The sequence below is a fragment of the Sinomonas sp. genome (assembly GCF_051955515.1).
GTDB lineage: Bacteria > Actinomycetota > Actinomycetes > Actinomycetales > Micrococcaceae > Sinomonas.
In genome coordinates, this window is the sequence record NZ_JBQCGQ010000050.1 from 1 (window position 1) to 13690 (window position 13690).

11 protein-coding genes are annotated in these 13690 nt (G+C 68.7%); 5 read left to right on the plus strand and 6 right to left on the minus strand.

Annotation, left to right across the window (positions count from 1 at the left end):
* The 4 genes from ACTHL9_RS02770 to ACTHL9_RS02785 form a co-directional block, all read left to right on the plus strand.
* The coding region (locus tag ACTHL9_RS02770) for a 3-hydroxyacyl-CoA dehydrogenase family protein (protein ID WP_440517153.1) at positions 1 to 435 on the plus strand (435 nt) is incomplete at its 5' end.
* An 18-nt stretch (positions 436 to 453) separates the two neighbouring features.
* A complete protein-coding gene (locus ACTHL9_RS02775) occupies positions 454 to 1221 on the plus strand; it encodes an SDR family NAD(P)-dependent oxidoreductase (protein ID WP_440517154.1) in 768 nt (255 codons plus the stop codon).
* A 170-nt stretch (positions 1222 to 1391) separates the two neighbouring features.
* A complete protein-coding gene (locus tag ACTHL9_RS02780) occupies positions 1392 to 2765 on the plus strand; it encodes an MFS transporter (RefSeq protein ID WP_440517155.1) in 1374 nt (457 codons plus the stop codon).
* Positions 2766 to 2887: 122 nt separating this feature from the next.
* Positions 2888 to 3583 (plus strand): GntR family transcriptional regulator, encoded by a 696-nt coding sequence (locus ACTHL9_RS02785; protein WP_440517157.1) that lies wholly within the window; start codon positions 2888 to 2890, stop codon positions 3581 to 3583.
* Here ACTHL9_RS02785 and ACTHL9_RS02790 read toward each other — a convergent pair.
* From ACTHL9_RS02790 to ACTHL9_RS02800, 3 genes are all read right to left on the minus strand, one after another.
* The gene (locus ACTHL9_RS02790) at positions 3580 to 4944 is read right to left on the minus strand and encodes an MFS transporter (RefSeq protein WP_440517158.1); all 1365 of its coding nucleotides are present in this window, start codon (positions 4942 to 4944) and stop codon (positions 3580 to 3582) included. The two genes, ACTHL9_RS02785 and ACTHL9_RS02790, sit on opposite strands and share 4 nt — an antisense overlap.
* A 120-nt stretch (positions 4945 to 5064) precedes the next feature.
* On the minus strand, positions 5065 to 6516 hold the full coding sequence (gene hpaB, locus ACTHL9_RS02795) for a 4-hydroxyphenylacetate 3-monooxygenase, oxygenase component (RefSeq protein ID WP_440517159.1): 1452 nt from the start codon (positions 6514 to 6516) through the stop codon (positions 5065 to 5067).
* 29 nt (positions 6517 to 6545) lie between these two features.
* On the minus strand, positions 6546 to 7076 hold the full coding sequence (locus ACTHL9_RS02800; RefSeq protein WP_440517160.1) for a flavin reductase family protein: 531 nt from the start codon (positions 7074 to 7076) through the stop codon (positions 6546 to 6548).
* Positions 7077 to 7235: 159 nt separating this feature from the next.
* Here ACTHL9_RS02800 and ACTHL9_RS02805 point away from each other — a divergent pair, with 159 nt between their 5' ends.
* Positions 7236 to 7946, plus strand: a complete 711-nt coding sequence (locus ACTHL9_RS02805) for an IclR family transcriptional regulator (protein ID WP_440517161.1) — start codon at positions 7236 to 7238, stop codon at positions 7944 to 7946.
* 54 nt (positions 7947 to 8000) lie between these two features.
* Here the strand turns inward: ACTHL9_RS02805 and ACTHL9_RS02810 are convergent, their stop codons facing one another.
* The 3 genes from ACTHL9_RS02810 to ACTHL9_RS02820 form a co-directional block, all read right to left on the minus strand.
* Positions 8001 to 9221 carry an MFS transporter gene (locus ACTHL9_RS02810; RefSeq protein WP_440517162.1) on the minus strand — a complete coding sequence of 407 codons (1221 nt, stop codon included), beginning with the start codon at positions 9219 to 9221 and terminating at the stop codon, positions 8001 to 8003.
* Between the two features lie 96 nt (positions 9222 to 9317).
* On the minus strand, positions 9318 to 12470 hold the full coding sequence (locus ACTHL9_RS02815; RefSeq protein WP_440517163.1) for an AAA family ATPase: 3153 nt from the start codon (positions 12468 to 12470) through the stop codon (positions 9318 to 9320).
* Positions 12467 to 13630, minus strand: a complete 1164-nt coding sequence (locus ACTHL9_RS02820) for an exonuclease SbcCD subunit D (RefSeq protein WP_440517165.1) — start codon at positions 13628 to 13630, stop codon at positions 12467 to 12469. Before ACTHL9_RS02820 ends, ACTHL9_RS02815 begins: the two co-directional genes overlap by 4 nt.
* Positions 13631 to 13690 lie beyond the last annotated feature (60 nt).

Genomic DNA, 13690 nt, shown 5'->3' on the forward strand with positions numbered 1-13690 from the left:
TCGACCGGCAAGGAGAGCGCGCGGGTCAAGGACTCGACCGGCTTCGTGCTCAACCGCCTCCAGTACGCGCTGTTCCACGAGGCGACGCAGATCGTCGAGGAGGGCATCGCGACCCCCGAGGACATCGATACGATCGTCCGCACCACCTTTGGCTTCCGCCTCCCGGCCTTCGGCCCGTTCGCGATCGCGGACATGGCCGGGCTCGACGTGTACGCGTTCTGCTACGCGTCGCTCCAGACGCGCTGGCCTGAGCGCTTCGCCACGCCCGAGTCGCTCCGTGAGCTCGTCGACGCCGGCAAGTTCGGCACCAAGTCCGGTGCCGGGTACCTGAACGTCCCTGCCGACCGCATCCCCGAGCTGGTGGCGTACCGCAACAAGGCGTACGTGGCCATCAAGAAGCTCATGGACGAGCTCGGCCCCGCACCGATCAACTGATCTTCCAGGAGAACTTCAATGACTGACTTTCCCGAGTCCCGCACCGTCGTCCTGACGGGTGCCGCGTCGCCTCGCGGCATCGGACGCGCCTCGGCCCATTACCTGGCCGAGCGCGGCTGGAACGTGGGCATCATCGATTTGGACGCCGACGCCGCCAAGAAGGTTGCCGAGGAGATCGCCGTCGAGCATGGCGTCAAGGCCGCAGGTGCGGGCGCGGACGTCTCGAACGAGGCTCAGGTCCGGGCTGCGTTCGACGAGCTCGAGGGTGCCCTCCCCCAGATCGTCGCGCTCGTGAACCTCGCAGGTGTGTCCTCGCCGGTCCCGTACCTCGAGGTCACTGCCGAGGAGTGGAACCGCGTGATGAACATCAACCTCAACGGTGTGCACTACGCGACCCGCCGCGCCGTCGAGTCGATGGTCAGGCACGGCGTCGGCCGGGTGGTGAGCCTCGCCTCCGTCTCCGCCCAGCGCGGCGGCGGGACCTACAGCAAGACCCCTTACTCCGCGGCGAAGGCCGGCATCATCGGCTTCTCGCGCAGCGTGGCCCGCGAACTCGGCCCCGAGGGGGTCACCGTCAACGTGATCTCCCCCGGTCCGATCGACACGGACATCATGGGCGGCACCCTCACCGAAGAGCGCAAGACCGCGATGGCGGCCGACGGCGTTCTGCCGCGGATTGGCACTCCGCGCGACATCGCCGCTGCGATCGCCTACCTCATCAGCGAAGACGCCGGTTTCGTGACGGGTCAGACCCTGAACGTCGACGGCGGCCTTTACATGCACTAGGCCGCCTGATGAAGTCCATGTTCGGCACCTGGACCAAGTCCCGCCTCGCGTTCCTGGCGATCGGCCTTGTGCTCGTCGCCTTCGGCGTGGTCTCGCTGATCCAGCACTGATCCCTGATCCAGCACTGATCCCTACCCATCCTGAGTAGTTCATCTCAAAGGAGAGCTGAAGTGTCCACCTCCCCCGATCGGGCAGCCACCCTGTCCGCACAGGGCACTACCCTCAAGTCCGCCATCTCCAAGGCGGCACGGCACCTCATGCCGATGCTCGTGATCCTGTACTTCGTGGCCTTCCTGGACCGCACGAACGTCGGTTTCGCGCAGGCCGCGCTCAAGGCCGACCGAGGCGTCGGGGACGCTGCGTTCGCCCTCGGCGCCGGCATCTTCTTCATCGGCTACGCCATCTTCGAGGTCCCGAGCAACCTCCTGCTCAAGAAGTTCGGCGCGCGCTTCTGGCTCGCCCGCATCTCGATCACGTGGGGCATCGTGGCGGCCGCGTTCGCGTTCACCACGAACGACGTCATGTTCAACGTCCTGCGCTTCCTGCTCGGCGTGACCGAGGCGGGCCTGTTCCCCGGCGTGATCATGTATCTCTCCGAGTGGTTCCCGAACAAGGTCCGCGTGCAGATGTTCGCGATCTTCTACCTCGCGCAACCGTTCTCGCAGATGATCGGCGCCCCGCTGAGCGGCGGCCTCATCAGCTTCGGCGACGCGCTCGGCTTCGCCCGCGGATGGCAGGTGATGTTCTTCGTCGAAGGCCTGCTGGCCATCATCGTGGGCATCGCGGCGGTCTTCTTCCTCACCAACAGCCCTGCCCAGGCGAAGTTCCTCAACGACGACGAGAAGGCGGCGCTTTCGAGCGCGATGGCGGTCGAGGACCAGGTCCGCACCGAGGACGGACCCCAAGGCATCTGGCGCGCCATGGCCAACTGGAAGGTCTGGTACTTCACGGTCATCTACTTCGCCCTGCAGATCGCCGTCTATGGCACCACGTTCTACCTCCCGCAGGAGGTCGCGGGGCTCCTGGGCAAGAAGGTCGGCTGGGAAGTCGGGCTCGTCTCGGCGATCCCGTGGCTGGTGGGCCTGTTCGCCTGCTACTACTTCGGCCGGGCTGCGCACACGATTGCCCGCCGGCGCAACTGGGGCACCTTGTTCTACATCGGAACAGGCCTCTTCATCATCGGCTCGGCTTGGGCCGGCGTGAGCAACCAGCCCTTCCTCGGAATCGTGTTCATCACGCTGGCGGTCGCGAGCTTCCTCTCGGTCGGACCGATCACGTGGGCCTACCCGACCTCGTTCCTCACGGGCGCGGCGGCGGCCGCCGGCATCGGCCTCATCAACTCGCTCGGCAACCTCGGCGGATTCGTCGCCCCGCTCATGCGGACGGCCTTCAACGATGCGATGCCAACCGCCAGCGGTGCGTGGGGCGTGGTCTCGCTCGGCGTGTTCGCTTTCGTCGCCGCGGTGATGATCTATCTCACCAAGTTCTTCCGCACCTCGAAGTCGGACGAGATGCTCGATGAGCCGGTGACGCCGCTCCACTAAGACAGGTTGCGCCCAAAGGGCCACAACCAATGCCGCAAGCGTGTGCCGGGCCGTCGTCATCGACGGCCCGGCACCGTCATCTGACCCGCTTCCCCCCAGCACAACACGATAGGATCACCCGCATGCCCGCCGTCTCCGGGGGCCGCCGCCCGGCCAACCGCCAGCTCCTGGCCGACTACGTCTACCAAGAGCTGCTCGCCTCCCTCATGGACGGTCGGCTCGAGCCCGGCGCCGGGATCGGCATCGACCGGATGGCGCAGGAACTCGAAGTCTCCCAGACCCCCATCCGCGAGGCCCTCGCTCGCCTCGAGGCCACAGGGCTGGTGCGTCGCGAGGCCCTCAAGGGGTATCGGGTCGCTCCGCTCTTCACGGCAGACGAGCTGGACGAGCTCATGGATTCCCGCTCCGTCCTGGAGCCCCCGATCGCCGAGCGCGCGTGTGCCCACGTGACGCCCGCCGTCCTGGCAGAGCTCGAACAGGCCGTAGACGACCTGCGTGGCGCCCCCACCGGTCCAACCTTCGCTGAGTACGGGGCCTACTGGGAGGCCGACGAGCGGTTCCATCGGATCATCGCCCAGAACGCCCACAACAGGTTCCTGCTCAACGCGTACAACGCGCTCGGCGGCCAAGTGCAGCGTTTTCGGTTCTTCGGCAATCTCGGCGTGACTGACGCCGAACATGCGATCGCCGAACACACCCGCATCCTCGAAGCCTTCGAAGCCGGAGAGCCGGCGAAGGCGCGGGAGGCGATGCTCGCTCACATTTCGAACGTCAGAAGCCGCGCGATCAGCGACGCGAGCACCGCCCCTACCGCCTAGTTCGCTGGCCCCTGCTCCTGCGCGTATTCGGCGTGGGCTTCCGCCACGTGCAGGTCCGCGCCCTTGGTCTCCTTCACCAGGCACACCCCGATGAACGAGACGACGGCGGCGATGGCGATGTACACGCCGATCGTCCAGGACGCCTTGAACTCGTTCATGAGCATCTCTGCAATCATCGGCGCGAACGCCCCGCCGAGGATCGCACCCAGCGCATAGCCGATGGAGACGCCCGAGTACCTGACCTTGGCGGGGAACATCTCCGCATAGAGGGCGGACTGCGGGCCGTAGCTCAGGCCCAGCCCCAGCGTCATGACGAAGAGCGCCACGAAGTACCAGACGATGTTCTTGGTATCGATGAGGAACCACATCGGCACGGCCCAGATGGCGAGGAAACCGTAGCCGATCTGGAACGTCCGGATCCGGCCAAGCCTGTCAGAAAGGGCCCCGCCCCAGAGCGTGAAGCCGAGCCAGCCGAAGGAGGCGAGCGTGGTGGCGAGCAGCACCGTGGCCTGGTCCATCTTGAGCGTCTTGGCGGCGTACGTGGAGAAGTAGGCGATGAGCAGGTAGCCGGCCGCGTTGTTCGCGATGAAGATGACGGCCGTGAGGACAACTTCTTTGAGGTTGTAGCGGAACAGCTGGCCGAGCGGCGCGGACGATTCCTTGCGCCGCTCGAGCATTTGCGTGAAGACCGGGCTCTCCTCGACCGCTCGGCGGATCAGGTAGCCGACCACGATGAGCACGATCGAGAGGAGGACCGGGATGCGCCACCCCCACTCCCCGAACGCCGGGCCCATCACGGCGGTGAGCAGCCACAGGGTGAACGTGGCCAGGATCATTCCGATCGGAACGCCGATCTGGGGGTAGGCGCCGAAGTAGCCGCGCCGGCCTCGCGGGGCGTGCTCAACCGCCATGAGGGCGGCCCCGCCCCATTCGCCACCCGCCGAGAAGCCCTGGATCACCCGCAGGAGGATCAGCAGGACGGGTGCTGCGATCCCTGCTTGGGCATACGTCGGCAGGATGCCGATGAGCGAGGTGGACAGGCCCATGAGGATGAGCGTGAAGACCAGCATCTTCTTCCGCCCGAGTCGATCGCCGAGGTGTCCTGCGACGATGGCGCCGAGAGGGCGAAAGAGGAACGAGATGCCGATCGTCGCGAAGGACAGCACCTGGGCGAGCCCAGCATTGTCCTTCGCGACAGGTGCGAGGAACAGGGGCGCCAGGACGACGCCGGCGGCCTGTGCGTAAATGAAGAAGTCGTACCACTCGATGGTGGTGCCGACGAGCGTGCCGGCGAGGACCCTCCGTTCCTCTCGGGACAGCTGGCCGGAGCGCGCTGCAGCGTCGCTCGTGGTGTGGGTCATGCGAACTCCGTCGTTCTCAGGGGTGCGAGCCCAGAAGGGATGGTGGGACGAATTAGTGACCGATTGGTCGGTCACTAATGGTGAGGATACAGGATGTGTGAGTCGGGGCACACGAGCGCCTCAGTCCTCACGTTGCAGCAGCTCCCTCACCCGGGCGCGCAGCGGCTCGCGGTCGTAGCCGTTGACGAGCGCGCCGGCCATCCGGACCGGATCGCCGAAGAAGAAGTACTCATAGAGCGACTGGCGTCCCGCAAAGCCTGAGACGGAAGCGTCCAGCGCGAGCTTGAACAGGCGGAGACGTTCGGGGCCGGTGAGGGACTTGCCCTGCAGATACATCTCGATGTCCTCACGCGCCACGCCGAGGTCGGCCTCGCCGGGAAGCGCCATGAGCCCCGAAGCGCAGAACTTCCGGATGATCTCCGGATAGCGCTGCGAGGCCTTCGGATACCAGTTGCGGGCTGCGTTCAGCGTGGGCCAGTGGGGCAGCATGACACCGTCGTCGCTCAGCTCGGCCTGCGCCTCGGAGGCCACGACGAAGGCCCGGCCGATCTCCACGTTTCTGATGAGCTCGGCAAGGTCCTCTTGGATGTGCTGGAACCCGTCGATGCCAATGGACGCGGCAATCTCCGAGGCGAGGCCCAGGAAGAACTCGCTCTTGGCGAGCGTGCGGGTCACGACCTGGTGGGTCATGAGCGCCCCCGCGCCGGTGTCCGAGTACCACTGGTTGCACAGTTCGGGATGCCCGAGCATGAAGACGCGCTCGTCAGGGACGAAGACGTCATCAAAGACTACGACGGCGTCTACCTCCTCGAAGCGGCTCGCGAGCGGCTCGTCGTGGCGGCCTCCGCCGTGATGGAGTCCGGCACGGCACAGATACCGCAGCCCTGGGGCGTCGTTCTGGATGGCGAACGCGAAGGAGTACGGGGCATCCTCGGGCGTCGCGCGGAGCAGCGTCGAGGGAAAGACCAGGAGTTCGTCGGCGATCGGCGCGATCGTGGCGAGCATGCGCGCGCCCCGGATGACAACGCCGTCGTCGCGCTCCTCGACAACGCGCGCGGCGAGCTGCCCGCCGAGCTGCTCCGAACCGGACACCGAGCGGTTGGCCTGGGGCGGAATGAGTGTATGGGTGGCCAGCAGGTCCTGCTCGCGTGCCATCTCGTAGTACGCCTCCACGCGCTCACCGAACACCGGATCGGCCCCGGCGAAGAACTTCTTGGCCGAGGCGAGGGCGGTGAGCGCGGAATTCATGTAGTCGCCCGTGCGGCCGAGGAAGCCGTTCGAGTACTGGGCCCAGACCGACATGGCTCCGCGTCGTCTCTCGAGATCCTCCTTGGTCCGCGGAACGAGGAAGGACGCGTTGACGGGGTCTCCCGTCGACGGCGACGGATAGGTCAGCACGCTCTGGTACTGGGGGTCGTGCTGCAGGTCGAACAAGTGCGCGTACGTTCGGGCAAGACCCCTGAACGCGGGATGCTCCGTGAGGTTCTCCGAGACGACCTCGCCATCGATCACGAGGTGGGGCCGCATCGAGTTGAGCTTGTCCAGGAATTGCTGACCGGTTCGGATGCCCATCGTCTTTCCCTTCGTCCTCGAGCGGATGGTCAGAGCAGGTCTTCGACGCCGAGCTGGCTTTCGGGAATCGTGGTGAAACGGCCATTCGCGAAGGCGAGGGCGTCTCCCGAGCGGTAGCCGAAGTCCACCACTTCGCCCAGGTACAGAGTGTGGTCGCCGCCGTCGTAGGCCGCCCACGGCTTGCATTCGAAATAGGCCAGCACACGCGCGAGGCGCGGGGCGAGCGGGCTCTCGACCCACACGGGCTCCACGCCCGGCTGGCCCGCGAAGTGGCGGGCGAGAGCCTCCTGCTCGGCCCCGAGGATGTTCACCGAGAATGGGCGTCCGGCAAGTTCGTCATGAGCCCGCGTGTGGCGCGCAATGCTCACCAGCACAAGCGGGGGGTCCAGAGAGACCGAGGTGAACGAGTTGACCGTGATGCCGTGGCGCTTCGTCGCACCGTCGAACGTCACGATGGCGACACCGGTCGCAAAGCGACCCAAGCTCCCCCGGAAGTGATGCGACCTCGAACGCACGGTCCGACCCGGCCGCTCGGGGAGCGCTCCTGGCTGGGCGAACATGGGCAACGCCCCTTGTCGGATCCTCAAGGTTGGTCAATAATGAAATGCGTTCGATAATAGAATTTCCTGTGCCGATATCGAACACATTTACTTTAGGGGACTGCGCGAGGGAGCACAAGGCCTCGTCAGCCGTGCAGTCCGCAGCAAAGGAGCGCACCCATGCCGCACGCCACGGAGACAGCGGCCCACTCACAGACCCTATCCCGGGGCCTGCGGGCACTCGAGATCCTGGCCGACTCGCGGGTTCCGCTCACCATCGCCGAACTGGCGGAGTCGCTCGGCGTCCACCGCTCCATCGCCTACAGGATCATCCGCACTCTCGAAGACCATTCGCTCATCGAGCGCGATGACTCCGGACGACTCCAACCCGGAGTCGGCCTGGCAGTCCTCGCCCGAGGCGTGGCCCGTGACCTCCAGACGGCCGCCGCGCCCGAACTGGGCGGGCTGGCCGACGAACTCGGCATGACCGCCTTCGTTGTCGTGTGGGACCACGCCGACTGCGTCACGCTTGCCACTGTTGAACCCCGCCACAACGGCACGGCGATCGCGCAGCGCCCCGGTACCCGTCACAGCATCGCCTCGGGCGCTCCGAGCATCGCCATCCAGTCCGCGGTCGGGCGGACCGAGTGGGAACGCCGGATGCCGGATATCCCCTACCGCCCCGAAGCCGACGCGGCCCGCGAGCGCGGGTTCGCCATCAGCCACGACGAGGTGATCCCCGGCGTCTTCTCGATCGCCGCGCCCATCGTACCGTCCCGGCAGCGGCCGTCGGCGATCGCCGTCGTCCATCTGGGCGGCAACATGGACACGGAGAAGATCGGGGGCCACCTTCAGGAGGCGGCCCGACGCATCGCCCATTCGCTCGGCTGATCGCCGTGCTCCGTGCGCCGCGGATGAAGGCCGTCTGGGAAGCCGTGCGCGGCGTCAGCCACGACGCATGACGACGACGGCGAGCCCCAAGGCGAGGAGCGCGCCTCCCGCAGCTACCGGCGCGGCGAAGGCGAGGGAGGACCCACCCTGGGACGCGAGCTGGCCGCCGAGCGCCGAACCGAGCGCCGTGCCCGCGACGATGCCGCTCGCGAGACCGGTCATCACCGTGCTGGTCCTTCCCACGGGAGCGACCCGCCCGCCGATGCCGAAGACGGTGACCATGATGGGGCCCACGGGGATGCCCACCAGCAGGAGCGCCGCCGTCATGGACGTCATCCCGTCGGGCGCGAACAGCGTGAGGCTGAACACGAGCATCGCCGCCGCACACGCGACCCACCGTGCGGCGAGGCTGAACGCCGTCGGCCATGCTGCGACGCTCAGTGCCGCGACCGCCGACGTCAGCCCGACCGCCGCATAGAGGAGTCCGCCGAGGTCCGGAGACCCGTGTTCGCCGGCGAACGCGGTGAGCGCCGCCTGTGTGCTTCCGAAGAAGGCGCCCATCGCGATCATGGCCGCAACGGGGACAAGCACCACGGCCCACTCTCGGCCCGAGACGCGCGGGACGTCGTGGGGCGCCAGTGGTCGGGCCGCGTGCGCCGTCGGGTGCAGCGCGAACCACGTCACGAACATCGCGGTGAGGAGGGCCGCGGCCGCCAGCGGGAACCAGGGCGCGATCCCCGCGCCCAGGACGCCGACGAGCGCCGGTCCGAGGACGAACGTGATCTCGTCGGCGGTGCCCTCGTAGGAGAGCGCGGCGTCCAGTTCGAGCGCTTTGAGGGTTCTGCCGTCCGTGAGGCCTATCCAGCGCGCCCGAGCGAAGGGGCCCACCTGCGGCGTGGTGAGGCCGGCGGCGAGCGCCGAGACGACAACTGGTGCGGGGCTCGCCGCTCCTCCCGAGAGCGGCAGCGAACACAGGACGACGGCGATCACCGCCCCGGAGTTGAGGCCGGCCGCCGCCAGGAGGACCGCCCTCTGGCCGATGCGGTCGGCAAGGGCGCCCAGGATCGGGGCCCCGACCGCCGAGCCGACCCCCACGGCGCCCGCCGACAGTCCCGCGAGGGCGTAGGAACCGGACATCACCGAGACCAGGGTCAGGGTTCCGATGGTCAGCATCGCAAGGGGCAGGCGCGCGATAAGGCCTAGGGGAAGAAAGCCGGGGCCCGCCAGATCGGGCAGGACCTTGTAACGCGACAGGACGGAAACACGGATCGACACGAGGTACACCTCACCTCATGCGCGACGTCCCTGCCTCCCGTCACGCCCGACCCGGAAACACCCCCATCCTAGACCGCGGAACATCGGGGCGGAGATTCAGACTGCCGCGAGGTCTCGGACAGAGGCGGACGGAACCCCCTCCAAGCCGGTGACAACCTCGAGCGTCGAGCCGGAACGCCCCTTGGTCACTCGGATCTGGGCTGGGATGCGGAGCTTGAGTTCCGGCACGTGGCTCACGAGGCCAACGATCCGACCTCCGTCGCGGAGACCCTCAATCGCCTCCATGACCTGTTCGAGGGTCTGCTCGTCGAGTGTTCCGAAGCCTTCGTCGACGAAGAGCGTCTCGATGTCGATCCCGCCCGCCTCGTGCTGCACCACGTCCGCGAGTCCGAGGGCCAGGGCCAGCGAGGCCATGAACGATTCGCCGCCAGACAGCGTGGCCGGGTCACGGCGCTGCCCAGTCCAGGCGTCGAGGACCTCGAGGCCCAGCCCCGACGCGGCGCCGCGCGCGGCGAGCGCATCGCTGTGTTCGAGGCTGAAGCGGCCGTCGCTCATCACCGCGAGGCGCTCGCTCGCAGCGACTGCCACCAGCTCGAGTCGCGCGGCGAGGACGTACCGATGGAGGGACATCCGGAGCCGGTTGTCGCCGCTCCCCCGCGCCGTCCGCTGGAGTTCTCCCAGCAGGTCCGCGCGGGCCTTCGCGGTCTTGAGCAGAGGCAGTGCCTCGAGGAAGGCGGACCTGAGCCGCTCGCAGCGGTTCCGCCCGGCTGCGGCCGCGTGCTCTGCGGCATGGGCGGCCGCGAGCCGGGCCTCGGCCTCTGCCAAACGGGCCGAGGCTGCGGCGAAGCGGTCCTCCACGCCGTCCTGCTCCCCCGACTCTGAGAAGCCTTCCTCCGCCGCGGCTGCCCTGGCCTCCTCCGCAACTGCCCTGACCGCCGCCGCGGACGTGAGAAGGGCGGCGATAGCCTGTTCTTCCGCGTCGTGGGCCGTGATCGCGGAACGGAGCTCCTGCGCCTCGCTGTCACCCAGCAACGCGGCGCGCGCGGCGCGGGCATCGGCGAACGGGCTGGAAGCAAGGGCCAGGCCGAGGGCCGAGCGCGCCTCCCCGAGACGCCCGCGGGCCGCGGCGGCATTCCCCGCCGCGTCGGCGAGGGGCTCGAGGGCCCGCACGATGGCGGCGAGCGCGGCATGGCGGGCTTCAAGGCTGGGCCAGCCTTCGCGCCACTCGGCCAGCTCGCGTGTAAGCCGTTGCGTCTCCTTTCCGAGACGCTCGGCGTCCGCCACTGCAAGCGACAGCGCAGTCGAGGCGGCCTCCCGCTCGTCGGCGGCGCTGCGCCGTCGTGCCTCGCCCGCTGCAAGCCGTTCCGTCACGACCGCGAGGCGCTTCTGCGCCGCCTCAGCTGAACGGAGGGCAAGGACGGCCTCCTCGAGCTGCCTCGCGGCTTTGTCTGGGTCGGTCGCGCCGCCCCGCGCCTCGATGGCGGCCACAGCAGCCCTTGCGTCGGTGAGGGCAGAGGCGGCCTCGGACTCGCGCTGCTGCGCCCGTTCCACGGCGAGGAAGGCCTCCTTCTCGCGATCAACAAGTCGAAGCGGGTCCTCCCCTCCAGTCGCAGGCGCGGGATGGTCCATTGACCCGCACACAGAGCAGGGCGCACCGTCTTGCAGGGCCGCGGCGAGCTCGAAGGCCGTGCTCGCGAGTCGCTGCTCCCGCAGGTCCAGCCAATGAGCCCGAAGCGTGAGGGATTCATCCCGGCAGCGGACCACACGGCTCTCGGCCTTCGACAGACGCTCCGACGCCGAGGCGTGCTCCTGCACCGCCACGAGGATTTCCCGGGCCGCCTGCTCGTCACGCTGTGAGGCGTTCAGCAGCGCCGCCGACGGCTCGAGGCTTTTCCGTTCGGCCGCGAGCTCCGCCAGGGATCCGTCGATTGCGCCGATCTCCGAGGCGAGAGCCGCGACCGCTCCCCGCTGACGCTCGGACTCGACCGTGGCCTTTCGCAGTTCCTCCTCAAGCCGCCCGAGCTCCGTCTCGAGCGGAATGCGCTCGGCCAACACCGCCGCCTGCGCGCGGACGTCGCCCGCCTCGGCACGCAGTGCGGCGGGGGACACCTCGCTATCGGCCGGCGTGCTCCAGCCCGCTGCCGCAGCCTCGGCCAGGGCCCTCGCGAGCTCGAGCTCCGAGTCCTCACAGTCCGTGGAGGCACGCCGCTCGTTCTCGAGCTCGGTCCGAAGGCGTGCCGCCTCTTCTCCGCGCCGCAGCCTCTCGACCCTGTCGCCGTGAAGGGCGGCGTCGGCCTCCCAGCGGGAACGGCGGGCCCTGGCAGCAGCAAGCTCTGCGGCGTCCTCGACGGCCCTCCGACACTGTTCTTCGGCCGCACGCGCCGTGGCCACATCCCCGCGGGCCTCCTCGATCTCCGCCGCGGCTCGCCCTGCCTGCCCGTCGAACCATGCGATCGCCGAGGCGAAGCGAGCCTCGCCTTCTTCGTCCGCGGGGGCGGCCGCGTCCGAGGAGACCCCGGCGTCCGAGGAGACCCCGGCGTCCGACGATTCCCACGGGTGATCCGTGTGGACCGGCGGGCCCGCCCGCTCGGACTCGAGGTGGCGGAGCGGCCAGAGGACCGCCTGCTCGGCCTCGCCGGCCGCTGCCTCAGCCTCCTGCGCCATCGAGGTCAGCTGCGCTTCGACATCGGCGAAGAGCCCAGTCCCGAAGAGGCTCTCCAGCAGCCGTTCGCGCTCCTTCGGATCCGACCGGAGGAACGCCGCGAACTCGCCCTGCGGAAGCATGGCCACGCGGGTGAACTGCTCACGGTCCAAACCGAGCACCTCGCGGACCACAGCAGAAGCTTCGTCGTTCCGGGAGGACAGCGGACGCCATTCGCCGTCCACGAGTTCCCTCAGATGCGTGCTCGCCTGCTGGGCGGTGAAGCCGTTCCTCGATCGGGCGCTCGGCCGGTCCCACTGGGGCGTGCGCCGCACTTCGAAGCGCCGGCCCTGCGCGCTGAACTCGAGCACGACCTCGGGCTCGGCCCCCGCGTCTGCGTAGTGGCTCTTGAGGGACTTGCTCCCCTGCCGGGCGCCGGGCAGGCCGCCGTAGAGGGCGAAGCACACGGCGTCCAGAACGCTGGTCTTGCCGGCGCCCGTGGCTCCGTTGAGGAGGAAGAGTCCGTGCTCGGCGAGCGCATCGAAATCGACGGTCTGGCGCGTGGCAAAGGGACCGAAGGCGGCCGCAGAGAGGGTGTGGAGCCTCATCGAGCCAGCTCCGCGAGGCGAACAGCTTCGAGCGCCTGAGACAGTGCCGCACGTTCGGCATCGCTGGGTCCCCGGTCGCGAACGTGCTCGAGGAAACCGCAGCACACATCGAGGTTGTCCTTGGAGGCCGCGAGGCGCCCACTGTACGTCGAGGGACCTCGGACAGGACCTCCATCCGGCGCGAACTGCAGAGAGAGGGTCAGGGGGAAGCGGGCGCGCAGACGCTCCATGGCCCGCTGGGGCCGTTCGACGTCAGTGAGGGTCACCTGGCAGCAGGCCGTCTCCGCGTCCGCCAGCGCAGGGTCGGCCAGGAGCTCCTCAAGGTTCCCGCGCAGGACCGCAAGCCGGTGCTGGCTGGGCCACCCGACCTCCTCCACGCCGACGAGGCCGGAATCGTCGAATTCGACGAGCCACGCGCCTTTTGACTGCCGGGCCTCGCCGAAGGAATAGGCGAGCGGCGAGCCCGAATACCGGACCGAGGGCGAGAGTGTCTGACGGCCGTGCAGGTGGCCGAGGGCCACGTAGTCGAAGCCCTCGAAGACCTCGGCCGGCACCACGTCAAGCCCTCCCACGGCGAGGGCGCGCTCACTCTCAGCGGCGACGCCGCCCGATGCGAAGGTGTGGGCCATGACGACTGCGCGGAGGGGTCCAGCAGCGCGGCGGCCGTCGAGGTCTGCGCGCACGCGGTCCAGCGCGCCCCGCGTCACCGCGGTGTGCCCTGCCCCGTCCGTGCCGAGATCCGCGGCGACGAGACGCGGCTCGAGATAGGGAAGCCCGTAGACGGCCACGGGCGTGGAGCCGTCCTTTTCGAGCAGGATGGGCGAGTCCAGGTCGGCGACCCGCGTGCGGACATGAACGCGGGCACGTTCGAGCAGCCGCGCGCCGAAGCCGAGGCGCACCGCGGAGTCATGGTTGCCGCTCGTGAGGATCACGGTCGCCCCGGCCTCCGCAAGACGGACGAGCGTCTCGTCGAGGAGCGCGACGACGTCGACGGCCGGGAGCGCGCGGTCGTACACGTCCCCGGAGACGAGCACCGCATCAACCGACTCCGCGGCGACATACTCCACGAGCCCGTCGAGCCATTGGGCTTGCGCGGAAAGGAGCCCGAGGCCGTGGAACGAGCGGCCTAGGTGCCAGTCCGAGGTGTGCAGGATTCTCATGGGTCACAAGCTAGCGGGTGGCACCGACAGTCTTCGGTGCCACCCGCCGCACGAGTCAGG

Excerpts from the sequence above, each read along its gene's own strand:
- ACTHL9_RS02815 (WP_440517163.1), bottom strand. The coding sequence starts at position 12,470 with ATGAGGCTCCACACCCTCTCTGCGGCCGCCTTCGGTCCCTTTGCCACG.
- ACTHL9_RS02790 (WP_440517158.1), bottom strand. The coding sequence starts at position 4,944 with ATGACCCACACCACGAGCGACGCTGCAGCGCGCTCCGGCCAGCTGTCC.
- ACTHL9_RS02775 (WP_440517154.1), top strand. The coding sequence starts at position 454 with ATGACTGACTTTCCCGAGTCCCGCACCGTCGTCCTGACGGGTGCCGCG.
- hpaB (WP_440517159.1), bottom strand. The coding sequence starts at position 6,516 with ATGGGCATCCGAACCGGTCAGCAATTCCTGGACAAGCTCAACTCGATG.
- ACTHL9_RS02785 (WP_440517157.1), top strand. The coding sequence starts at position 2,888 with ATGCCCGCCGTCTCCGGGGGCCGCCGCCCGGCCAACCGCCAGCTCCTG.
- ACTHL9_RS02805 (WP_440517161.1), top strand. The coding sequence starts at position 7,236 with ATGCCGCACGCCACGGAGACAGCGGCCCACTCACAGACCCTATCCCGG.
- ACTHL9_RS02820 (WP_440517165.1), bottom strand. The coding sequence starts at position 13,630 with ATGAGAATCCTGCACACCTCGGACTGGCACCTAGGCCGCTCGTTCCAC.
- ACTHL9_RS02800 (WP_440517160.1), bottom strand. The coding sequence starts at position 7,076 with ATGTTCGCCCAGCCAGGAGCGCTCCCCGAGCGGCCGGGTCGGACCGTG.